23 protein-coding genes are annotated in these 23,663 nt (G+C 36.7%); 16 read left to right on the forward strand and 7 right to left on the reverse strand.

Translation table 11 applies throughout. The features are described from left to right. The first annotated feature begins 99 nt into the window (after positions 1-99). Positions 100-876: a hypothetical protein gene (locus ACO052_RS05380; RefSeq protein WP_422106972.1), complete on the forward strand. Its 777-nt coding sequence runs from the start codon at positions 100-102 to the stop codon at positions 874-876. 50 nt (positions 877-926) lie between these two features. Next, positions 927-3,017, forward strand: coding sequence for a S46 family peptidase (locus tag ACO052_RS05385; protein ID WP_422106973.1), 2,091 nt, complete (start codon positions 927-929; stop codon positions 3,015-3,017). 208 nt (positions 3,018-3,225) lie between these two features. On the opposite strand, the gene ACO052_RS05390 is transcribed toward ACO052_RS05385, so the two are convergent. The 3 genes from ACO052_RS05390 to ACO052_RS05400 form a co-directional block, all read right to left on the reverse strand. Further along, on the reverse strand, positions 3,226-3,771 hold the full coding sequence (locus tag ACO052_RS05390) for a DUF1569 domain-containing protein (RefSeq protein WP_422106974.1): 546 nt from the start codon (positions 3,769-3,771) through the stop codon (positions 3,226-3,228). After that, positions 3,772-4,587 carry an SDR family NAD(P)-dependent oxidoreductase gene (locus tag ACO052_RS05395; RefSeq protein ID WP_422106975.1) on the reverse strand — a complete coding sequence of 272 codons (816 nt, stop codon included), beginning with the start codon at positions 4,585-4,587 and terminating at the stop codon, positions 3,772-3,774. An 81-nt stretch (positions 4,588-4,668) separates the two neighbouring features. Continuing rightward, entirely contained in the window at positions 4,669-7,050 is a 2,382-nt protein-coding gene (locus ACO052_RS05400) for a TonB-dependent receptor (RefSeq protein WP_422106976.1), read from the reverse strand. 259 nt (positions 7,051-7,309) lie between these two features. Here ACO052_RS05400 and ACO052_RS05405 point away from each other — a divergent pair, with 259 nt between their 5' ends. Continuing rightward, complete coding sequence (locus ACO052_RS05405; protein WP_422106977.1) at positions 7,310-8,383, forward strand: sensor histidine kinase; 1,074 nt, start codon at positions 7,310-7,312, stop codon at positions 8,381-8,383. A gap of 3 nt (positions 8,384-8,386) precedes the next feature. Continuing rightward, the gene (locus ACO052_RS05410) at positions 8,387-9,139 is read left to right on the forward strand and encodes a LytR/AlgR family response regulator transcription factor (protein WP_422106978.1); all 753 of its coding nucleotides are present in this window, start codon (positions 8,387-8,389) and stop codon (positions 9,137-9,139) included. A gap of 22 nt (positions 9,140-9,161) precedes the next feature. On the opposite strand, the gene ACO052_RS05415 is transcribed toward ACO052_RS05410, so the two are convergent. Both ACO052_RS05415 and ahcY read right to left on the reverse strand, forming a co-directional pair. Then, positions 9,162-9,632 (reverse strand): very short patch repair endonuclease, encoded by a 471-nt coding sequence (locus ACO052_RS05415; protein WP_422106979.1) that lies wholly within the window; start codon positions 9,630-9,632, stop codon positions 9,162-9,164. A 240-nt stretch (positions 9,633-9,872) separates the two neighbouring features. Next, complete coding sequence (ahcY, locus tag ACO052_RS05420; protein WP_422106980.1) at positions 9,873-11,189, reverse strand: adenosylhomocysteinase; 1,317 nt, start codon at positions 11,187-11,189, stop codon at positions 9,873-9,875. Between the two features lie 131 nt (positions 11,190-11,320). On the opposite strand from ahcY, the gene ACO052_RS05425 reads away from it, so the two are divergent. The 8 genes from ACO052_RS05425 to ACO052_RS05460 all read left to right on the forward strand — a co-directional run bounded on the left by ACO052_RS05425 (position 11,321) and on the right by ACO052_RS05460 (position 19,033). After that, on the forward strand, positions 11,321-11,953 hold the full coding sequence (locus tag ACO052_RS05425; RefSeq protein WP_422106981.1) for a 4'-phosphopantetheinyl transferase family protein: 633 nt from the start codon (positions 11,321-11,323) through the stop codon (positions 11,951-11,953). Continuing rightward, positions 11,946-12,677 (forward strand): geranylgeranylglyceryl/heptaprenylglyceryl phosphate synthase, encoded by a 732-nt coding sequence (locus ACO052_RS05430; protein ID WP_422106982.1) that lies wholly within the window; start codon positions 11,946-11,948, stop codon positions 12,675-12,677. Before ACO052_RS05425 ends, ACO052_RS05430 begins: the two co-directional genes overlap by 8 nt. An 86-nt stretch (positions 12,678-12,763) precedes the next feature. Beyond that, positions 12,764-13,024: a hypothetical protein gene (locus ACO052_RS05435; RefSeq protein ID WP_422106983.1), complete on the forward strand. Its 261-nt coding sequence runs from the start codon at positions 12,764-12,766 to the stop codon at positions 13,022-13,024. Next, positions 13,008-13,640 carry a nicotinamide riboside transporter PnuC gene (pnuC, locus tag ACO052_RS05440; RefSeq protein WP_422106984.1) on the forward strand — a complete coding sequence of 211 codons (633 nt, stop codon included), beginning with the start codon at positions 13,008-13,010 and terminating at the stop codon, positions 13,638-13,640. Before ACO052_RS05435 ends, pnuC begins: the two co-directional genes overlap by 17 nt. Then, complete coding sequence (locus ACO052_RS05445; RefSeq protein ID WP_422106985.1) at positions 13,601-14,170, forward strand: AAA family ATPase; 570 nt, start codon at positions 13,601-13,603, stop codon at positions 14,168-14,170. Before pnuC ends, ACO052_RS05445 begins: the two co-directional genes overlap by 40 nt. Beyond that, the gene (locus ACO052_RS05450; protein WP_422106986.1) at positions 14,167-15,723 is read left to right on the forward strand and encodes a DUF4301 family protein; all 1,557 of its coding nucleotides are present in this window, start codon (positions 14,167-14,169) and stop codon (positions 15,721-15,723) included. The genes ACO052_RS05445 and ACO052_RS05450 overlap by 4 nt, the downstream gene beginning before the upstream one ends. Positions 15,724-15,725: 2 nt before the next feature. Beyond that, a complete protein-coding gene (arfB, locus tag ACO052_RS05455) occupies positions 15,726-16,130 on the forward strand; it encodes an alternative ribosome rescue aminoacyl-tRNA hydrolase ArfB (protein ID WP_422106987.1) in 405 nt (134 codons plus the stop codon). Positions 16,131-16,792: 662 nt separating this feature from the next. Then, complete coding sequence (locus tag ACO052_RS05460) at positions 16,793-19,033, forward strand: TonB-dependent receptor (RefSeq protein WP_422106988.1); 2,241 nt, start codon at positions 16,793-16,795, stop codon at positions 19,031-19,033. Positions 19,034-19,094: 61 nt separating this feature from the next. Here ACO052_RS05460 and ACO052_RS05465 read toward each other — a convergent pair whose 3' ends face one another. After that, complete coding sequence (locus tag ACO052_RS05465) at positions 19,095-19,535, reverse strand: hypothetical protein (RefSeq protein ID WP_422106989.1); 441 nt, start codon at positions 19,533-19,535, stop codon at positions 19,095-19,097. 185 nt (positions 19,536-19,720) lie between these two features. Between ACO052_RS05465 and greA the strand changes: the two genes are divergently transcribed. Then, the gene (gene greA / locus ACO052_RS05470) at positions 19,721-20,194 is read left to right on the forward strand and encodes a transcription elongation factor GreA (RefSeq protein WP_422106990.1); all 474 of its coding nucleotides are present in this window, start codon (positions 19,721-19,723) and stop codon (positions 20,192-20,194) included. A gap of 100 nt (positions 20,195-20,294) precedes the next feature. After that, complete coding sequence (locus ACO052_RS05475) at positions 20,295-20,690, forward strand: HIT family protein (protein ID WP_422106991.1); 396 nt, start codon at positions 20,295-20,297, stop codon at positions 20,688-20,690. 1 nt (position 20,691) lies between these two features. Here ACO052_RS05475 and ACO052_RS05480 read toward each other — a convergent pair whose 3' ends face one another. Continuing rightward, positions 20,692-21,903: a sensor histidine kinase gene (locus ACO052_RS05480; protein WP_422106992.1), complete on the reverse strand. Its 1,212-nt coding sequence runs from the start codon at positions 21,901-21,903 to the stop codon at positions 20,692-20,694. A gap of 123 nt (positions 21,904-22,026) precedes the next feature. Between ACO052_RS05480 and ACO052_RS05485 the strand changes: the two genes are divergently transcribed. Both ACO052_RS05485 and ACO052_RS05490 read left to right on the forward strand, forming a co-directional pair. Then, positions 22,027-22,896, forward strand: a complete 870-nt coding sequence (locus tag ACO052_RS05485) for a flavin reductase family protein (RefSeq protein ID WP_422106993.1) — start codon at positions 22,027-22,029, stop codon at positions 22,894-22,896. A gap of 133 nt (positions 22,897-23,029) precedes the next feature. Continuing rightward, entirely contained in the window at positions 23,030-23,407 is a 378-nt protein-coding gene (locus ACO052_RS05490; RefSeq protein WP_422106994.1) for a DUF3127 domain-containing protein, read from the forward strand. Positions 23,408-23,663: the final 256 nt, after the last annotated feature.

Here is a 23,663-nt window from a genome sequence, read left to right on the forward strand (position 1 = left end):
TAACCTTCATAATTATTTAAGTTAATTGAGCCCTTTCTAGAAATAGAAAGGGTTTGTTTTTACAGGCAATTATAATAACCCTCTAGCGTTCTTATGTATATGAAAAGAACACTACTCCTTATCGCATTGATTCTAATTTTTGCTTGTAAATCCGAATTCAAAAAAGATGTGATGACAACTGAAAATAGGGATATCCATAAAAACGATGTGCCAGCGGGTCCGTTCTTGGATTCTTTAAAACTCGGTATCAGTTTTACTCCAAAAGGTGAATACAGCTCAATTCTAGATATAATTAGGACCGACAGACGCTATTTTTTGAATTTATACGCTACTAATTCAACAAAAGCTGTAGACTCGGCATCAAGATACCTGTATTCAAAATTGTTAAATGATATTGTTCCACATTGGTATGGTACAACTTGGGATTTTAATGGGCATACAGACATTCCAAATCATGGGGAGATCGCCTGTGGTTATTTTGTGTCTACGACCCTGAAGCATTTAGGACTTAACCTCAATCGTTATAAAATGGCTCAAGCCGCTGGTTTGGATGAAGCCAAGCTTCTACAGCCTAGACAGGAGCTTAAGCTATATGCCAACCTTACTTTTGAGCAACTAAAAAATAAAGTTAACAGTGTTTATAACGATGGCATTTATTTTGTCGGATTGGATAATCATGTGGGTTATGTGCTCATAAAAGATAAAACGCTTTACTTTTTACACTCAAGTTATTGCGATGATAAAGTGGTTATAGAACTTGCGGAAACATCACTGTGCTTTGACTCTAATATTTATGTTTTTGCTGAAATTACCACCAATACAACTCTTATTAAGAAATGGATTCATAATGAGAGGCTCAATATGTCTAGTAATTAACCAGATATTACTTTCTTTTCTATCTTTATGGCCATTCTAAATTAAACACTATGAAAGTCTTAAAAATTATCATCTTTTTTATTGTATTACAAGTTTCTGCCCAACAAGGTGGTATGTGGATCCCTTCACTTTTAGAAGGTCTGAACGAAGATGAAATGCGCAGCTTAGGAAGCAAGCTGACAGCCAAAGATATTTACGACGTCAATAATTCTAGCCTTAAGGATGCCATTGGTCATTTTAATGGAGGCTGTACAAGTGAAGTGATTTCTCCAAAGGGGCTTTTGTTGACCAATCACCATTGTGGATTCAGTCAAATACAGTCACATTCATCTTTAGAGAACGATTACTTAAAGAATGGTTTTTGGGCCATGTCTTTAAAAGAGGAGATTCCTAATGAAGGCTTGTTTGTAGAATTTATAGTTAGGATCGAAGATGTTTCAGAGGCGATGTTGGCCAATGTAACGGATACTATGACACCTCGCGAAAAACAATCACAGATAGATAAAAACAGAAATGGGGTTGAAAAAGATGTAAAAAAAGAATTTTGGCAAGGGATTAAAATAAGACCTTTTTATAAGGGCAATCAGTATTTTTTGTTTGTGACAGAACGTTTTGAAGATGTACGTTTGGTTGGTGCTCCTCCTAGCAGTATAGGTAAGTTTGGTAGTGATACTGATAATTGGGTCTGGCCAAGACATACAGGGGATTTTTCCATTTTCAGAATTTATGCCGATAAGAATAACAGACCAGCAAAGTACAGTAAAGACAATGTGCCTTATAAACCTAAGCACTTTCTACCTGTATCTTTAGATGGTATTGAAGAAGGGGATTTTACGATGGTGTTTGGTTTCCCGGGACGAACCAATGAATACCTCCCTGCTGTGGCTGTTGAACAAATCACACAAAAAGTAAACCCTTCTAATATCGCTATAAGAGAAGCTGCATTAAAAGTCATAGATGCTAAGATGAAAGCGGATGATCAAATTAGAATTCAGTATGCCTCTAAGCAAGCCAGAATTGCAAATGCTTGGAAAAAGTGGATTGGTGAGAATCTAGGTATTGAAAAGAGTGGAGCCATAGACATTAAACGTCAATTTGAAGCAGAATTTACGAAGGCATTAAAAGCGCAAGGCAAGGAAAATGATTATGGCATACTGTTGCCAGAATTCGATAGACTTTATAAAGAATTTGAAGACATTAATGTAAAACGAGGAAAATTTATTGAAGTCTTTTTAAGGACCAATGAGCTCATGCAAATGATGCTGCGTTTAGCTCAACTCGAAATGTCAGTAGGTCGTGGAGAAGAGGCCTTCAATGAGGAGCGTGAGAGAATGATCAATCGTTTAAAAGGAATTCATAAAAATTATAATGTTGAGGTGGACAAAGGGGTTTTTGAAGCTGTTATGCCTTTGTTTATGCCAGATAAGGTTGATGTGTCTATTTATGAAAGCACTAGTTTTACGGATTTGGATAAAGCATTAGAAGCTCTAGAAGGCGATTCCGAGAGTGTCGTTGCAAAATTGAATTCTGATAGGGCTTACCAATATGCTAAGCCTATTATTATGCAATTTTATACCAACTATGAGCCCGAATTTCAGCGTCTGAATACCGAAATAAATGCACTTCAAACAACATATATGAAAGCCTTAATGGAAGTGATGCCAGGCGAACGCTATTTTCCCGATGCCAATAGTACCTTACGTGTCACCTATGGCAAGGTGAATGGTTATGCACCAAGGGATGCCGTTTATTATAATCCGGTGACCTATTTAGATGGTGTTATCGAAAAATATGTGCCTGGGGATTACGAGTTCGATGTACCGCAGAAATTAAGGGATTTGTATAATGCCAAGGACTATGGTGTTTATGCAGATAAAAATGGGAAATTGCCTATATGCTTTTTGGGCACTAACCACACTACAGGAGGAAATTCGGGGAGTCCCGCTATTGATGCCCAAGGAAATTTGGTGGGCTTAAATTTTGATCGTGTTTGGGAAGGGACTATGAGTGACATTTATTACGACCCTGAAATATGTCGGAATATTATGGTCGATTTGCGTTATGTACTTTTTATTATTGATAAGTATGCAGGTGCAAAACATCTTATTAAAGAGATGAAATTGGTGCATCCGAAAAGTTAACTTACAGTATACAGTAACAGGTTTTTAATTTTAAGATGTCACTTCGAGTGTCACGCCATAGGCATGATGTATCGAGAACTAGTTAAGGCTTACGTATAATGACTTCTCGATAGCTCTGCTGAGCATAGCCGAAGTACAATTTTCTATCTACTCCGACAAGCTCAGTATGACAGAAAATCACTCGGAGTGACAACTGGATAAAAAACATCTATTTCTTTAAAATATCACTCACAATCTTTAAATGATGCTTGGTGTGTACTTCAATAAATCTTATGGCTTGGGCTTTATTAAGTTGGCCAAAATAAGGATGTTCAAAATTGGTGTTCTCATCTAATGTGTTGAGCGTATTAATGTTTGCTTTGGCTTCTTCCAATTGTGTATAAATGTCTTCTGTAAGAATGACTTCTGGAGGTCTGACCACTTTGGGTGATTGTGCACGTCCTCGCGGAATATAACCGGCAGTTAAAGACATGACCCGTGCTGCATTTACAGAGCTAGAATAGTCATTTGGGTTAGATGTTTCTAAAGCTTCAGTGATTCTATTAATTGTTTTTAAAGTATGATCGAGCTGCCAGGCGACATCAACTTTTGAAACTTCAAGGTTTTTTCGGTCTCTGTATTGAATAGCATTTTCTATTTCAACTAGCAAAGGCTCCAATACTTTTGGGTCGTCTTGATTCATTTTAACTTTAGAGTATATAAACATCGAAATTACAAAGAGACTTGTAATAATTAGAATTCTTTTTTTCATCATTTAGCTTCTTTGGTGCTTTGTGAAACCTTGCATCACTTTTCCCATAATACGAATTTTACCCCATCTTGGCGTCATTCGTAAATTATAAACCAAAAATTTGGTCAAAAACCCGGGCAATACAGTAGACTTCTTTCCTATGGCATTTATAATGGGTATGGCAATATCTTTAGGTTTTAATGCTTTAGACATCTTCATGTCTGCTCGAGCTGAGAATCCAGTTTCAACCGGACCTGGTGCCGCACATAATACATCAATACCCTCAGATTTTAATTCAATCGAAAGTGCTTCGCCTAAAGATTGTACATAGGCTTTTGTCGCTGCATAATTGGCAGCATTGGGCACACCCTGAAACGCTACCATGGAGCTTAAAAAGACAATAGCTCCCTTTTTTGATTGACTTTTAAACGCATTGACAAAATGGTGTGTCAAAATCAATAAGGCTTTGCAATTGAGATTAAGCATGTTCATTTCATCGTCTAGATTAGAATTGATAAACTTACCTGATGTTCCAAACCCCGCATTTAGGATGACGATACCTAAGTTCAAATGTTCAGTTTCCTCAATTAAATGTATAACATCATGTTCTAACGATAAATCACCAGCAATCGTGACCACATCAATGTTGTATGTCTCAGTAAGATGTTCTTTTAGTGCGTCTAATAAACGTTTTCTTCTGCCAGTAATGACCAGATTAAAACCTGCCTCGCCCAATTTAAGTGCTAGTTCCTTACCTATTCCAGAAGTTGCACCGGTGATGAGGGACCAAGTTCCATAATTTCCTTTTAGACGCTTTATGGTGTGTTGTTTTAGTTTCATTTTGATTTAATTTTAAAGAGCCTCACCTGGGTGAGGCTCATGGTTTCAGTCACAAATGCACAACTTTACTATTAATCAATTTTAAAACTGAAACCTATATCCGAAGTCAGGGAAAAACCCAATCTGATTAACTTGATCAACATTATTGGTTAATCTGTTATAGCGTCTTACAAATACATTTTCATTATTGGTCACATTTTGAAGATCGACATAAAACTGATGGGATTGTTTTTTGGTCTTGCTATTAAACTTAACCCCGAATTTAAAGTCCCATCGAAAGTAGTCATCAAATTGTTCGCTAAATGCTATATCTTCTAGTAAGACTTCAAAACCTGCTTGTTGCGAAGCTTCAAGGTCCACTGGCGTAAAATAGCGACCACCTGCAAAGGAAATACGTGTATCAAAGAATAACTGGTTTCGCTTTGCTTTACCGATATAAATTTCACGTCCAGCCAGTAAATTCAAGACATAGCCATTGTTAAATGGTGTATTGCGCTCAATACCGTCGCTACCTTCATATTTACTTTCGAAAATAGATGTGGTCAATAGCCCATAATACCCATCACTAAAGAACTTTTCTACGGTCAATTCCAATCCTTGATTATAACCTACACCTTCATTTACCAAGGATACTCTGTCATTATCAAAATCAAAATCAGTGCCTTCGGTCAGTGAAGAATAACTCGACGGAAATGCTTCCACGGCTGCATTACTGATGTCTTGGTAATACACTTCTAGTTTAGCCCTCCAACTTCTCGCTATTTTAACATCATAACCTATAACATAATGTGCACTTCTTGTAAATTCTAAGTCGCGATTCGTTTGAATTAATTCTCCATTCACATCTTCGTTTAAGAAAAGTAAGGGTAATGGCACATTTTGGTAATGAATACCATAGCCAAAGTTGAGGCTATGCTTCGCTGCAATTTTATAATTTATCGCAGCTCTGGGACCTATAGCAAATTGCTCATTGAGGTTACTGTATTGAGAATGCAAACCGGCATTGAGGGTCAATTTTTCCGTTAATCTAAACTGACCTTGAAGGTAAGGTTGGATAAGATTGAAGGTTTCGTCCGTATCTCTAAATGTAAATAAGTCAGGGTCACCATCTCCGTCGTTATCTCCTTGTTCTGTTCGGTCTCTTAATAAAGATTCTATTCCAAAATTTTCGTAGACAACACCAGCTCTTAAGGTTATTTTTCGATTGAGTTTTGTATTAAACAGTGTTGACAGTGCAAATCGGTTTTGTGTATCATCAACATCAGTAAATCTAATCACGCGTTCCTCAGGAGTGTCTTTATCAATAAACCGATCAGCTTTAAACGTATTGGTAGACGTCGATAGCGATGCAATCGATTTTAAATAACTTTTCTTTCCAATATTGATGCGGTGTTTTAAGCCTACAACGCCAAAACCTGATTCTACGAAGGCATTTTCATCTTCTGCAGCAAAGAGATCATCCTCATCAATATCGTCCCCAAGAAATTCAATATCAGAATTTCCAAGAATTCCAAAGAGGCTTAAATTACCAAGTTTTCCATTGCCAAAATCTACATTAAACGAGATGTCGCTATAATTTGGAGTAGCAGCTGTTCCTCCTGCACCAGCACCTATAAGTCCAACCAGAGAATATCTTGCTGCCACCAAAAACGACCCCTCCTTTTTACCTAAGGGACCTTCGGCCATGGCTTCAACACCAGTAAAGATTCCCATTTGAGCTGTATACTCATAGGTGTCCTTGTTCCCTTTTCTAAAACCCAGATCAAAGACACCTCCCAAAGCATTACCATATTCAGCAGGGAATGCTGAGGTTAAAAAATCAGAATTTTTAAGCATGTTGGTATTTAATGCAGAAACGGGGCCACCAGTCGTTCCAAGTGTAGAATAGTGATTGGGACTAGGAATTGGGATTCCTTCCAATCTCCACAACAGACCTGTTGGCGAATTTCCCCTTACTACGATATCGTTTCTACTATCATCTGGTGCTGAGACTCCTGCGAAATTAGCGGCCAATCGACCTACATCACTTCGGCCCCCAGAGAAACGATTGACTTCTTCCAAACTAAATTGACGCGCAGAAACCACCGCTAATTTGTTGATAGATCGGTCTTTATTCGTTTCTGGTGTGAGTACTACTGCATCTAACTGATCGAAGGCCTCTATGAGGCTTATATTAACGACAGCATCTTTCCCCGTAGTGACTACAATATTAGGGATGGTTACAGTTTCAAAACCGATATAACTTATTCTTATAGTCTGTCTTCCAATAGGTACATTTTCTATAATATAGTACCCGTTGTCATCGGTAATGGCCCCCATGGATGCTTGGGTATCTAACAGTTCTACCGTAGCACCAAAAAGTGGAATTTCAGATTGTTTGTCTATAACTTTGCCTTTAATAATTCCGGTTTGGGCAAAACTAAATGCACTGGATAAAGCAAAAAGAAGAAATAAGGTTTTCATTGGTTTTTTATTTGTTTACTCAAAACTCTTCAGATATCATTAAAGATGAAAGACAATAGTTTTTAACTGTTGAATTTAGTCCTGAAGTGTCATATACTTTAGTTTGAAGACGAGTTAACAGATCAAAGGGGTTTACCGACAATTGAATGTTAAATCCTGACAATTGATTGGAATATTTAACAGCCCAGTTGTTGTTGATACCATCTATTAATTGAGTATAGTATCTTTGATTACTATTTAAAGCGTTTTGAAGTCGATTATGATGATAAGTAAAGGTTATTTAAAGAAGATAGGACTTAGGTTTCTCGTTATAAATATCGTTTTTCTGACTATAAAGCTTTTTGTTGAGAAAGACCCTAACGAAAGCTACCTCAATAATACCACGATATTCTATTACATTTCGACTTTTGTTCTGTTTATGACCACTTGGGAGGTGAATGATTGGCTCATAAAGAAGAGTAAAAACCTAGATCAAAACAATGAGCTCGTTACAAACATCGTTATTTTCTTCTTGACGATTTCGTTTGTTTTATCCCTAGCTGCGATTATTTACTATTTGGGCATTTTTGAATTTGAATCTATTTGTCAAATAGAAACGGATGAGCCTTGGAAAGCGTTTAAGATAGATATGTTTAGAGCATTAGGTTTAGCTTCGGTATTTTCGGTGTTTAACCAATTCTATTGGGTGTATAAGGACAAAAGGACTCTCGAATTATCCTTACTAGAACTTAAAAAAGAAATAACAACATCTAAATACAATTCGCTTAAAAGTCAGATCAGCCCGCATTTTTTATTTAATAGCTTAAATACGTTAACATCCTTAATGTATGAGGATAGGGATTTAGCCTCAGATTTTGTGACCCGTTTGGCGACTTGCTACCGCTATATTTTAGATAATAGAGAAGAGGATTTAGTTAGTTTAGATAAAGAATTACAGTTTTTAGATTCCTTTATTTTCATGATGAAAGTAAGGCACAACGAAGCTATTTACATTAATACCGCCATTAATATAAAGACTAATACGGTACTCATTCCTACATTATCTTTGCAGATGCTAGTCGAAAATGCCTTAAAACATAATTACTATTCCAAAGAACAGCCCATAACTATAGATATTCAGGTTAAGGACAACCGCTTAGTCGTTAAAAATAATATCAGAAAGCGAATCGATTCAGAGACCTCTACAAAATTGGGCTTGGCCAATATTAAAAAGCGCTATGCCTTTTACACCAATAAGGATGTGATTGTTGATGAAGAAAACAATACCTTTAAAGTGAGTATGCCATTATTGAATAAAGGTGACGTTAATATTAAAGATTTAACCGTAGCTTAACTAATGAAAGCTGTAATAATAGAAGACGAAGATATTGCCTCTAGACGATTAAGACATTTAATTGAAGCTTTAGCTCCAGAGTGTGAGATATTGACACAACTTTCTTCGGTTGAAAGTGGCCTAAAGTGGTTTGCCGAAAACGAACTACCAGACCTTATATTTTTAGATATACAGTTAAATGATGGTTATGGTTTTGATATTATAGATCAATTACCTAAGCACCCGCCCATTATATTTACCACGGCTTATAATGAGTATGCGATTCGTGGTTTTAAGTACAACGGATTAGACTACTTGTTAAAACCTATTGATAAAAATGAGTTAAAAAAGGCATTGGAGAAATACACTAATATTATTGATAGCAGACCACATAATGGTGCCGATATCGATGCCATTAGACAATTGTTTGCCAAGGAATTCAAAAAGCGTTTTATGGTAAAAATTGGCAATCAATTTAGTACTTATAAGGTTGGAGATATCGCTTATTTTATGGCAGATGAAGGCGTTATATTTTTGTATACCAATAAGGGCCAAAAATGCCCCATTGAGTATACCATCGATCAGCTTGAAGACATTTTAGATCCTATCCAATTTTTTAGAATCAATAGAAAATATATGGTGTCGGTGAATGCGGTTGAAGAAATTCACAGCTATTTTAACTCTAGATTGTTGCTGAAATTGAATCCACAACAAGAGGAACAAATCATTGTGTCCAGAGAACGTACCACCAACTTTAAGAAGTGGTTGGATATGTAAGTAAATTACCAAAAACGAGCCATTAATAGTTTTTACCCGTGTTGATATACATCATAACGTCATTAATGCAGGTCTTAAGATTGTTTTTGATTTCATGTGCCCAAAACCGAAATACCGTATAGCCCATCTCTCGTAATTGTTGATTGACTTCTCTGTCGCGTTGCATATTGCGTTCAATTTTAGGAATCCAAAAATCTTTGTTGGTTTTCAGTTTAACCTTGCGCTCGTCCCAATTATAGCCATGCCAGTACGCACCATCAATAAATACGGCAAGCTTATATTTCATAATACTCACATCCGGGCGACCAGGTAATTGCTTGCTGTCTACACGATAGCGTACATTTTTTCTCCAAAGCGCTTTGCGAAATAATAACTCGGGCTTGGTATTCTTAGCACGAATTTTACCCATGATTTTAGAGCGCTTTTTTGTGGTGTAGAAACCAGCGTCTTCACTAAAACGCGGGACTTTTATTTTCTCTTCTTTGTATGGCATACACTTAGAAGATACGAATTATTTAAATTATAAATTTGTCAGTTCGAGTGTCACGCCTAAGGCTTGATGTATCGAGAACTTACTTAAATATAATAACTTCTCGATACAATTTTTTCGTTCCTCAAAAATCACTCGAAGTGACAATAAAGAAGTGAATTATGTAAAACAAAAATCCCAAACATTGCTGCTTGGGATTAATAATTTCTGTTTGAGATTCTTCGCTTTCGTTCTGAATGACAATTAATATCTGTAGTATTCAGGCTTAAAAGGGCCTTCAACTGTTACTCCAATATATTCAGCTTGGTCTTGCTTTAATTCAGTCAACTCAACACCGATTTTTTCTAGGTGCAGTTTGGCTACCTTTTCATCCAAGTGCTTTGGTAACATGTACACTTTGTTTTCGTACTTGTCAGAATGGTTCCAAAGCTCTATTTGTGCTAAGGTTTGATTAGTAAATGAGTTGCTCATTACAAAACTTGGATGCCCTGTTGCTAAACCTAAATTCACCAAACGCCCTTCGGCCAAAACGATAATATCTTTTCCGTCGAGGGTGTATTTGTCAACTTGTGGTTTGATGGTGTTTTTAGTATCACCATAATTTTCATTTAACCACGCCATCTGGATTTCATTATCAAAGTGACCAATATTACACACAATCGCTTTGTCTTTCATCGCCTTAAAGTGCTCCGCTCTTACGATATCTTTATTACCAGTAGTGGTAATGACAATATCCGAATTGCCCACAACAGTTTCTAAACGTTTTACTTCATAGCCATCCATTGCCGCTTGTAATGCACAGATGGGATCGATTTCAGTAACGGTTACAATGCTACCAGCACCTTTAAACGAGGCAGCAGTTCCTTTACCAACATCACCATATCCACACACGGTAACACGCTTGCCAGCTAACATAATATCAGTTGCTCTTCTTATAGCATCTACGGCAGACTCTTTACAACCGTATTTATTATCGAACTTACTCTTGGTCACAGAATCATTAACATTAATAGCTGGTAATGGTAAGGTTCCTTTTTCAACACGTTCGTATAGTCTATGAACTCCTGTGGTTGTTTCTTCAGAAAGGCCTTTAATACCCTCTACTAATTCAGGATATTTATCTAATACCATGTTGGTTAAATCACCACCATCATCCAGAATCATATTTAGTGGTTGTCTGTCTTCTCCAAAGAACAAAGTTTGCTCTATACACCAGTCAAACTCTTCTTCTGTCATGTCTTTCCATGCATATACTGCGGTTCCAGCAGCAGCAATAGCAGCAGCAGCTTGATCTTGTGTAGAGAAAATATTACAAGAACTCCAAGTCACTTCAGCTCCTAAAGCTTGTAAGGTTTCAATCAAAACAGCAGTTTGAATGGTCATGTGCAAACAACCAGCAATTCGAGCACCTTTTAAGGGTTGCTCATTTTTGTATTCTTCGCGCAAGCTCATTAAACCTGGCATCTCGGCCTCAGCTAGCTCAATTTCTTTTCTTCCCCAAGCCGCAAGCGACATGTCTTTTACTTTGTTAGGTACGTAAGCCGTAGTTTTTGTACTCATATAGATTGTCTTATTTTTATATATAAACTAACCTTTGGCTTTATGGCTTAAATAACTAAATTCGCTAAATCAAAAAAGTACCAAATTCGCCTAAGGCGATGCAAAGGTAATCAATAGGTTTTAAATATTAAATGCCACTGTATAAATCCATTACCGTAAATTCACAAACAACTGTTAAAATCTGGAAGATTGAAGAAAGTTATGAGGAACTAATAGCTCCTCTAGATTTAAAACCCCAAAGTTTAGAACGTGTTCAAGGGATGAAAAGCGAGTTGCATCAACGCGGTTTTCTCAGTGTAAGACATTTGCTTAGGGCATTTGGTTACACTGACCAAGAGTTGTTTTATGATGATTATGGTAAACCGCATCTTAAAGATGGAAACTATATTTCTATTACGCATTCATTCACATTTTCTGGTGTCATTATAAGTGATAAGGAAGTTGGGATAGACATCGAAAAGCAGCGTGATAAAATTGGCATTATTGCTAAGAAATTTGTGGATTATGAATTTAATTATTTGAATAGTACGGCAGAAAACTACATTAGAAAGCTGACGGTGATTTGGGGAATCAAGGAGTCGCTTTATAAACTATTTGCGACGCCAGGGATGTTGTTTAGGGAGCATTTTTTAGTTATCCCATTTATGCTTCAGGATGGTGAAACGATAGCCTGGATTGATTATAATGACAAAAAATATAGGTATAATACGGCCTTTTTAGAGTTCGATGGGTTTACCTGCGCTTATGTTGTCCCTAATGAGTAGCATCTATCAACATATATTGGACTCGGTTTCAAAATCTGAAAAACTTTTAGCGGTTTTGATAGATCCTGATAAAATGCAAGTTGATCAAGTTCCTGAATTTATGTCTAAGGCCAATCAATCCATAGCAACACATGTTTTTGTTGGTGGCAGTGAAGTTAAAGAAGGACTAACAGAAGCTTTAGTGGTTAAAATTAAGAAGCATACAAATCTTCCGGTAATTTTATTTCCCGGAGATGTCGTTCAGGTTAATGATAAAGCGGATGGGATTTTGTTTTTATCCTTAATTTCGGGGAGGAATCCAGACTACCTCATAGGAAAGCATGTAGAGGCCGTATCAAAACTAAAAATCACAAACTTGGAGGTATTACCAACGGGTTATATGCTTATTGAAAATGGAAGGCAGACTTCAGTAGAACGTATTAGCCAAACGACGCCTATTAAACGCGAAGCCATTAAAACCATAATAGATACAGCAAAAGCTGGGGAGTTGTTAGGTATGAAGCTAATTTATTTGGAAGCAGGTAGCGGAGCGACCCACCCCATAGAGCCTGAAATCATACGAAAAGTAAAGCAAGAGTTGTGTGTTCCTTTGATCATCGGAGGTGGAATTAGATCTAAACAAGAACTGGAATCGGCATTTAACGCGGGTGCTGACCTAGTGGTTATTGGTACTGCTTTTGAAAATAATAACGATTTCTTTAACCAATTAAAAACCGGTCGCTGAGGAGTTCAGTGAGGCTCTAGAACTGCCTAAGCGACCATAATTATATAAAATGTGACTTTGAGAACCTTAGTCACCAAGATAAAAAAATGAGAATATCAGTTGAACTAACATTATCGCCACTTCAGGATGATTACGAAACACCCATTATCAATTTTATTAAAAGATTGAGAGACTCTGGATTTACTGTACTTGAGAACCCATTGAGTACCCAGATTTATGGTGACTATGATGAATTAATGCCATTTTTGACTCAAGAAATAAAGCGCTCGTTTAATGAGGTCGATGTTTCGGTATTGCAAATGAAAATTGTAAAAACGGATCGAAGTGATTATGAGCCAGATTTTTGATTTTCTATTTGGTCAGTATGCAGCATCGAAAACAATAGACATTGTTCTTGAGATTGTTGCTATAATATTTGGATTCTTATCGGTTTGGTTTTCTAAACGGAATAAGGTCTTAGTATTTCCGACAGGAATGATAAGCACTGCCATATTTGTGTATTTATTGCTTAAATGGGAGTTACTAGGGGATATGATGATTAATGGATATTACTTTATAATGAGTGTTTATGGTTGGTTTATTTGGACCCGTAAAGTAGATGAAACGCATGTCACACCAATATCAATAACCACCATAAAGGAAAGAAGAATTAGTGTATTGATTTTTTTAGCGACACTATTATTTGTATATATTGTTTACAAAACTTTTGACAAATGGAATGGTTGGGTTGCTTATGTAGATACAATAACTACAGCCATCTTTTTTGTAGGAATGTGGTTAATGGCAAGGCGTAAAATTGAAAATTGGATATTCTGGATTATTGGTGATATCATATCAGTACCTTTGTATCTGTACAAAGGATTTGCATTTACAAGTTTTCAGTATTTAGGTTTTACTATCATAGCCATTTATGGATACTTAGCATGGAAGAAACACTTAAACAGCAACCTTCAGACTGCATAAAAGTCGTTTTATTTGGTCCAGAATCTACTGGTAAAACAACATTATCAAGACAGTTGGCCAGGTATTATAATTCGGTTTGGGTACCGGAGTATGCACGTGAATATCTTCAAAATAAATGGAATAATGAGCGTAAAACCTGTGAGCCAGAAGATTTATTACCTATCGCTTATGGGCAAATGAAATTGGAAAATGAATTAGCCCAGAAAACAAATTCTGTTTTGATTTGCGATACGGATTTGTTAGAAACAAAAGTCTACAGTGAAGCCTATTATTTGGGGACCTGTGACCCGATTTTAGAGGCACATGCTCTAGAAAATTCTTATGATCTCTATTTTTTGACCTATATTGACACGCCTTGGGAAAAAGACGATTTAAGAGATAAACCCAATGAAAGAGAACATATGTTTAGAGCCTTCGAAAATGCGTTGATTGCCCATAACAGACCTTATGTGTTATTAAAAGGGAATAAAAAAGAACGGTTGGAAATAGCGGTTAAACATATCGATAACCTACTTAATAAAAAGAAATGAGCTTTACAGAAAACGACCTCAAACAAATTGAAGCTAAAGGATTGACTTTAAAGCAAGTTGAGTCCCAAATAGAATTGTTTAAATCGGGAATTCCCTTTATGAATATTTCGGAGGCAGCAACCAAAGGGAGCGGTATTGTTGGGCTGAACGATGAACTGATTGATGCTACTATAGACCATTTTGAAGAGCATAAGAACAACTTATCGCTCTTAAAATTTGTTCCAGCATCGGGTGCAGCCACCAGAATGTTCAAGTTTTTGTTTAAGTTTTTAAAGGAATACAACCCTCAAAAAGAGTCTCTAAACGCCTTTATTAATAAGAATAATTTTAGAGACTTGGCACTATTTTTAGTAGGTCTAGAGAAGTTTCCGTTCTATGAGCAAGTTATAGAAAACCTTGGGTCAAGAGGGATTGATTTTAGTAGTTTATCAGAGGAAGATAAGGTTTTACATTTCGTTAAAACCATGTTGGACGAAGATCAGCTCAATTTTGGGAACTCCCCAAAAGGATTATTGCCATTTCATAAATATAAAAGCAATCATATTTCTACAGCTTTTGAAGAGCATTTGTACGAAGCGGCCCTATATGCTTCTGACGAAAATGAAGCAGAACTTCATTTTACCATATCCGAAAAATACAAGGATAAATTTGATGAAGAGTTTAAGCGTATTGAGGAGTATGTAGAAGAGAATACTGGGGTGTCTTTTAATATTTCATTTTCCTATCAGCACGAATCTACAGATACCATTGCTGTGACTCCAAAAGATGAACCTTTTAGAAATGATGATGGAACACTCTTATTTAGACCCTCAGGCCATGGGGCTTTGTTAAAGAATTTGAATGCGCTCGAAGCCGATATCATATTCATTAAAAATATTGACAATGTTGTTGTAAAGCAGTATAAGCAAGAAATGGTGATGTATAAAAAAGTGCTGGCTGGAATTTTGCTTAGACTTCAGGAAAAGGCTTTTGAGTACATGCATGTGTTGGATAAAACAAATATATCGGAAGAAGAGTTTGTCCAGATCGAGAGCTTTCTCGTCGATGATATGGACATAAAGATTTCGAGAGAGTATCACAAGTATTTGGACAAGTATAAAATCGAATATTTACGGGAAAAACTCGATAGGCCGATTCGTATTTGCGGTATGGTTAAAAATGAAGGTGAACCTGGAGGTGGACCGTTTTGGGTACGAGATTTATATGGCAATGAATCCTTACAGATTGTGGAGTCAGCACAAATCAACTTAAAGAATAAAAAGCAGAAAGACATCTTAACAAATGCGACACATTTTAATCCTGTAGATCTGGTTTGTGGCGTTAAGAATTACAAAGGGGAAAAGTTTAATCTCGAAGACTTTGTAGACCATGATGCTGCTTTTATTACCATGAAGACCAAAGTCGGAAAGGATCTAAAAGCCCTTGAATTACCTGGACTTTGGAACGGAAGTATGGCCAATTGGACTACTATTTTTGTAGAAGTACCTATTATTACCTTTAATCCTGTAAAAACTGTAAACGATTTACTAAAGGCGCCACATCAAATTCATTAGTTGTGCAGATTGAAGTCTTAAAATCGGAATTGACTTATAAAGCAGTACGAAGTTCTGGAAGCGGTGGACAAAATGTCAATAAGGTTGCCTCTAAAGTGGTCTTGTATTTTGACTTAGAAAACTCCAAAGCGTTTTCTGATGAAAAAAAGCAACGCTTAAAATCGTTTTTCAAAAATAGATTGAATAAGCAAGGGATATTGATTCTAGATTCTGACGAAAGTCGAAGTCAGTTTAGGAATAAAGCCTTGGTCACCCAACGCTTTCTAGGACTCATTGAAGAAGGCTTAAAAGAGGATAAGGAACGCAAACCAACGAAGATCCCAAGGGCTGTAAAGCAAAAGCGATTAGAAACTAAGCGCAAAAACTCAGAAAAGAAAGCGTATCGCAAAAAGCCCAATATTGATTAAAACGTTATGCTGTCACTTCGAGCGATTTCATTCCAATAGCTTTCGGGATCGAAATCGTACTTCGACTTGTGCCACACTGAGCCTGTCGAAGTGCTCAGCAGAACTATTGGGAAGTTTTAGACTGTAGGTTCTAAAAGTTCTCGATACATCCCGACGTTCACAGTCGGGACACCTGTCTGCCGAGCAGGTAGGCTCGAACTGACATTTCAAGTTCAATTAAAAGAATTCATCAATAATCATTTGCCATTAGTAATTTGTAGTTTATCTTTGCGCCGTTCTCAAAAAGGGGTGCTTTTTTTAGTATTCAGTTTTCGGTACTCAGTAGGCAGTTTCTGCTGCTAACTGCATACTGTGACTGCATACTTAAGGGGCTGAGATCATACCCATTGAACCTAGAACAGGTAATGCTGTTTAGGAAGCGAGCGTCAAGAAAATGTCTTGTGGTTCCTGAGCTTGTCGAAGGACTGATATTTTCGGCGCGTGCGATTAGGTCATCAATGTTGGTTTATACTTCAGAATCTGATAGGACTTAATCGATAGCCATAAAGAGATTCAGAGTCAATAACCAACGTTCCTAGTCACACACGTCCAAAGCTCAATTATTATTTTATTAACCAAGAATAATAACCTCTTTTTATTCGATTATAATTTATTTAATCGTGATGAAAAATTTATTCAACAATCTCTCAAAAAAAACCAGGCAGAGATTATCACTATTCATTTTTTTATTAAGTCTGAGTTCTATTTACGGGCAAGAAAAACAACAAGATTCCATTAAGGTAGAAAAGCTAGACGAAGTTTTGGTAAAATCGGTTCGCGTAGACGCCAAATCACCAATTACACACACCAATGTGTCCAAAAAGGAAATCGCCAAACGCAATTTGGGTCAAGACGTTCCTATTTTACTTAATTTTTTGCCTTCAGTTGTTACGACCAGTGATGCCGGTGCAGGTGTCGGTTATACAGGGATTAGAGTCAGAGGGGTAAGCTCACAATCTACTAATATGACCATCAATGGAATTCCGTATAATGACGCAGAATCCTTAGGTACCTTTTGGGTAAACTTAGGTGATTTCGCATCATCTATAGAAAGTCTACAGCTACAACGTGGTGTAGGGACATCTACTAATGGTTCTGGAGCATTTGGAGCGAGTATCAATATTCTTACAGATGCTGTTTCGCAAGAGGCTACTGGTGAAATTTCCAATTCCTTTGGGAGTTTCAATACCAGAAAGCACACCGTTAAGTTCAGTACAGGACTGATGAATGATCATTTCGAAATTGCAGGAAGATTATCCAACATTTCATCAGATGGCTATATCGATAGAGCATCGGCGGATTTAAAATCCTATTTCTTGCAAGGCGCTTATATAGACGATAATACACTTATCAAAGCTGTAGTATTTGGCGGTAATGAAGTCACTTACCAAGCATGGAATGGTATTACTGCCGAACAACTTAGAGAAGATCGCACGTTTAATCCTTCAGGTGAATATACTGATGATGAAGGAAATACACGGTTTTACGATAATGAAGTCGATAATTATAGTCAGGACCATTATCAATTACATTGGAACCAACGCTACAATAATAACTGGTCTACAACCTTAGGTTTAAACTATACTTACGGTCGCGGTTATTTTGAACAGTTTAGAGAAGATGACGATTTTTCGACCTATGGTTTTGAAGAATTAACGGTTAATGGTGAAACGGTTAATACCACTGATTTGATTCGCCGTCGCTGGTTAGATAATGATTTTTATGTTATTAATGCCAGTGCCAATTATAAGAACAATGATATCGATATGATTTTTGGGGGCTCATTTAGTCATTATGATGGAGATCACTTTGGTGAGGTGATTTGGGCAGAATTTGCGAGTCAGAGCGAGATAAGAGATCGTTATTATGATGGTAATGCGAAAAAGAATGAATTTTCAACATTTGCAAAAGCAAATTATAAGCTAAATGAGCGCATTCAATTATATGGTGATTTACAATTGCGCAACGTCAACTATGAAACTTCAGGAATCAACTCAAATCTTACAAATTTTAATGTTGACGAGAATTATACATTTTTTAATCCAAAAGCTGGGATTACTTACGCCTTAAATGATAATAATGATTTCTATTTTTCATATGCACGAGCTAACAGAGAACCTAGCCGAGACGAATTTGAAAATAATCCAGATATTGAGCCAGAACAACTCAATGATTTTGAATTAGGTTGGCGACATAGAAAAGGAAATTTCAGCTTCAGTGCTAATGGTTATGTAATGCTCTATAATGAACAGCTAGTACTTACAGGTGAAATTAATGACGTAGGCGCACAATTGAGGGATAACAGTGGTGAAAGTTATCGACTAGGCCTAGAATTAGAAGCTGTAATACCTGTTACTCCTAAGTTAACTTTACAACCTAATTTAACATTAAGCACAAATAAGAACCAAGAGACCATAGTTTCGATTGATGGCGAATTCCAAAACCTGGGTAGCACGGACATTGCGTTTTCACCCGACATAATTGCAGCCAATGCCATTGTATTTCAACCGATTCGGAGCCTACAAATGTCCTTGTTAAGTAAATATGTAGGGGAGCAATTTATGGGTAATACTGAAAATCCAGAATCGAAATTAGACAGTTTCTTTGTCAACGATTTTAATGTAACCTATACCTTGTCATTCGGAGGAAGCGAGGAATCTCAAAAAAGGCCATTCTTTAAATCTGCTGTTTTTACGGGATTAGTCAATAATATTTTTAATGAAAAATATGTGTCTAACGGGTATTTTGGATCCTTCGATTTTGATGATTCAAGTAGTCCAACAGGAATCACAACGGGGTTTTTCTCTGGGTTCTATCCACAGGCGACAACAAACTTCCTATTGGGATTAACGCTTAATTTTTGATTCGTAAAGCATTAAATCAATATAATACCAAGGGTTTCGAGATGAAGCCCTTGGTATAGCTTTAATTTATAACTAAATATTGCTCATTGCCTAGGTTATCCACTCTATAGGGTTTTAATGTACAGGGGCTCGAGTTTCCATCAAAACCTTGACCAGTGAGTAAACTGTATTGGTTGGGAGCATCTTCACAACCAGATTCTACGATACCTCCACCAATATCAGTGAGGGTAGAACATGCAGCTGGTGGGCGACTCGGATCTGCTGCATCCCAAGCTAAAAGCGTAGAAGAGTTTAAACGCCATAACCAGATGCCACTATTGCCTTGTCCTGCAACATAAACGCCATTACCAGGGAATTGTAATTGATTAAATTGAGGTAAATTGGTATTGACTGTGAGATTAACCCCAGCATCAAATAAAAAGTTACAATTAGGATTGTTATTATCATCTCCACTGCATGAAACGAGGATAAAAGAGAGGATAATTAAGAGCTTTTTCATCATATTTTTTGTGGTTCAATTTACGATTATTTCAGCTATGCCGTAAATATTTTGTATATTTGCAATGTAATCTCGTTGACGCGAGATTTTTTCTTTGTCCCGACTCAAGTGCTGAACAATGTCGAAGCATGTTTCGGGATCTTTTTTAAATAGCACAACTGAGATTACGAGTATTAAACGAATGAATTATGAGTAAAGTATCTTATTACACAGCAGAGGGATTAAAAAAATTAAGAGAAGAATTAAATCACCTTAAAGACGTTGAGCGCCCTAAAGCGTCTCAAGCGATAGCCGAGGCTAGGGATAAAGGAGATTTAAGCGAAAATGCAGAATATGATGCGGCTAAAGAGGCACAAGGCATGTTAGAGATGAAGATTTCTAAAATGGAAGAAACTTTGGCAAATGCTAGAGTTATTGACGAATCCCAGTTAGATACCTCAAAAGTATTAGCCCTATCTATCGTGAAAATTAAGAATCAGACCAATGGCATGGAAATGACCTATACCCTAGTCGCTGAAAGTGAAGCAGATTTAGCTGCAGGGAAGATTTCTGTAAACTCACCTATCGGTAAGGGTTTATTGGGTAAATCCGTTGGTGATACGGCAGAAATACAAGTACCAAATGGAACTATGAAATTTGATATTTTAGAGATTTCTAGGTAACCGTATGTTTACTTTAGAAAAATCCGTGACATATAAGAAGATTGAAGATTCCTTTTAAGGAATCTTTTTATCTTTATGGGATATTCAAATTCTTCACGCTATGGCTACGTTATTTACAAAAATTATTAGTGGTGAGATCCCATCATATAAAGTTGCGGAAACCGAAGCGTTTTTTGCATTTTTAGATATCAACCCAAACTCAAAGGGTCATACCCTATGTGTTCCGAAAAAGGAAGTTGATAAGATATTTGATTTAGACGAACCTACGTACTTAGGTTTGATGAAGTTTTCTAGGGATGTGGCCTTAGCCATTGAAAAAGCAGTGCCCTGCGAACGCGTAGGAATGTCCGTCATTGGACTTGAAGTACCTCATGTACATGTGCACTTAATTCCCCTGCATACTATGGAGAATGCGCGTTTTACCCATAAGGTAGCGCTAGAGGCTGAAGAGTTTAAAACGATTGCCTCAAAGATTGCGGAACACTTTAAACCGTAGCTTAAGCTATTTTTAGTGCAATCTGGATTGTGGTTCCTTTTCCGATTTCAGAATGAAGCACTTTGATTTTACCTTTATGGTAGTCTTCTATAATACGTTTGGCCAGTGACAAACCAAGCCCCCAGCCACGCTTTTTAGTGGTGAATCCAGGCTCAAAAATCTTGGCAAATTGATGTTTGGCTATCCCTTTACCCGTATCCGATACTTTGATAGATACTTGTTTATCCGACTGTGCAATCTGAAGTTTTAAATGACCTTTGCCTTTCATGGCATCAATGGCATTTTTAACCAAATTCTCAATGGTCCAACTGTAAAGTTGAGGGTTGAGTCTAACAGGTATTTCCGCATCTGGACTTTCTATTTCAAAATCTATCAGTTTTGAGGATCGTGACTTTAAATACGTATAAGACGATTTAGTGGCTTCAACAATATCTATCATTTCTAAGGTAGGCGCTGATCCAATTTTGCTAAATCGGTCGGTTATGGTTTGCAAGCGATCAATGTCTTTTTCAATTTCAGAAATATACTCCGGATTAATATTCTCGGTTTTTAAAATCTCTGTCCAACCCACAAGAGATGATAAAGGGGTGCCTATCTGATGTGCGGTTTCTTTGGCCATACCAGTCCAAAGCTTATTCTGTTCGGCATTTTTGGAACTACGGTAAAAAAAGTAAACGACGGCCGCAAAGAGAATAATAATTAATAAAAGTGCAAGCGGATAGTATTTTAGTTTATTGAGTAAAGGGGAATTGCCATAATATAAGGTCTGACCTAAGTCTTCCATAATTAAAGGCTCATTTTGTTTTTCGAACTTAGAAATCAGATCAATTTTATGCGCTTTTACATATTCTAAATCAATTTTTTCATTTTGAGCTATAGCAAAATTGCTGTTTTCTTTCAATCTGTTTTTACCAAAAATATTTCTTGAGTTGATAACAGTGTTGTCCTTACCAACTAATAACATTGGTGTTGTAATTGTAGTGTCTATAACTATATATTCAGCGACTTCATTGATTTCAATATTTTCGCTAGATGAATTAATGTTCCTCGCAAATTCTGTGTAAGCAATAGTCCAGCTTTTCATTTTTGAGCGCTCTTCAGCTTTAAATTTTTGAAAAAAGGAATAGGTATTCCATAGAATCAAAGACACAATAGTAAATGAGGAAAGAATAATAATCCAACGGATTACATTACGGTTAGAGCTAATGGCCATCAGTTAGTGCAATTTCTTTTTAAATATAATGTAAAACTGTTAATAATATTGTCTTAATAGCGATGCAAAACACTTTCATCAGCAAACCAATATAATTATATTTGTTGAATATCAGTTGACTAGATGATTTCATTAAATCCCAAAGACCTTTCTACAGGTAAACTACATGGTTATTTGCTCAGCGCTGTAGCGCCAAGGCCTATTGCTTTTGCAAGTACGATTGACCTAAATGGCAATCCAAATTTATCGCCTTTTAGTTTTTTTAATGTGTTTAGTGCTAGGCCACCTATTATGATATTCTCGCCTGCGAGACGTGTTAGGGACAATACAACTAAGCATACCTTACAAAATGTAGAAGCGGTTAAGGAAGTGGTGATTAATATCGTTAATTACGATATTGTACACCAAATGTCTTTGAGTAGTACCGAATACCCCGAGGGCGTTAATGAATTTGAAAAAGCGGGATTGACCATGCTACCGTCAGAAGCGGTAAAGCCGTTTAGAGTAGCCGAGTCTCCAGTTCAATTTGAATGTAAGGTCAATGATATTATTAAACTAGGAACAGAAGGTGGTGCCGGGAATTTGGTGATTTGCGAAGTCGTAAGGTTACATATCTCGGATGAGGTTATGAACACTGACGGTACGATTAACCAAGAAGCTTTAGATGTTGTAGCTAGAGCTGGTGGTAGTTATTACAGTAGAGCCAAAAAAGGCTTTTTCGAAATTCCAAAGCCTTTAAGAACCATGGGTATAGGGGTTGACGCTTTACCAGATCATGTGAAGAATAGTATGATACTAACAGGAAATAATCTTGGTATGTTGGCTAATGTAGATGTGCTACCCTCTCAGGAAGAGGTCGATCAGTTCGTCATGGATATTAGTGAACGCTATCCGGAAATTAAAACGGCTTCACATAGAAAAAAGCATAAGTTGGCCCAGAATTATTTAAGTTTTGGAGACGTAGAAAGTGCTTGGAAGTTATTACTTTCGTAACCTAGAAATTTAGCACCGGAAAGGAAATTTCTGTAAAGGAACACAGTTTTGGTTTTAGAGTAAACCCCAGCATATTAAAATCTCGACTATCGAGTAGAGAACAACATTAAATTAAATTATAGATTAAGCAACAATGGAAGTACAAGGACGTATTAAGGTGATTGGAGAGACACAAACTTTTGGAAATAACGGCTTTAGAAAAAGGGAAGTCGTGGTAACCACCGAAGAGCAATATCCACAGCATCTCATGATAGAGTTTATCCAAGATAAAACGGATTTACTGAATAACTATCAGGTTAGTCAACAGGTTAAAATAAGTATAAATCTAAGAGGACGAGAGTGGGTTAATCCGCAAGGAGAAACAAAATATTTTAATTCTATCCAAGGATGGAGAATAGAAGCCTTGCAGCCCGAAGCGCCCAGTGGTGATATGCCTCCGGTACCACCTGCAGAAGCTTTTGAGCCCGTTAGTGATTTAAACGAAGACGATCATGATGATCTGCCCTTCTAAGTAGAACATTTAACAATTATATAAAAGGACTTGTTTTTATTTAAAACAAGTCCTTTTTAATTTTAAAAGAAAAAGTCCTGATGGTTAGTCAGGACTTAGTATTGTGGTTTTAGGTTTCGATCTTTACAAACAAACTTAAAAAAAAGCAATGATGAACAAAAAATTTATTTTATAAAGACCTATTCAAATATCAATAAAATTCTTATACTTTCAAAACAAAGGGCCCTATTTAACAGTAAAATTCGCTAAAAAGCTT

The sequence above is a fragment of the Winogradskyella sp. genome (assembly GCF_965228925.1).
Lineage (GTDB): Bacteria > Bacteroidota > Bacteroidia > Flavobacteriales > Flavobacteriaceae > Winogradskyella.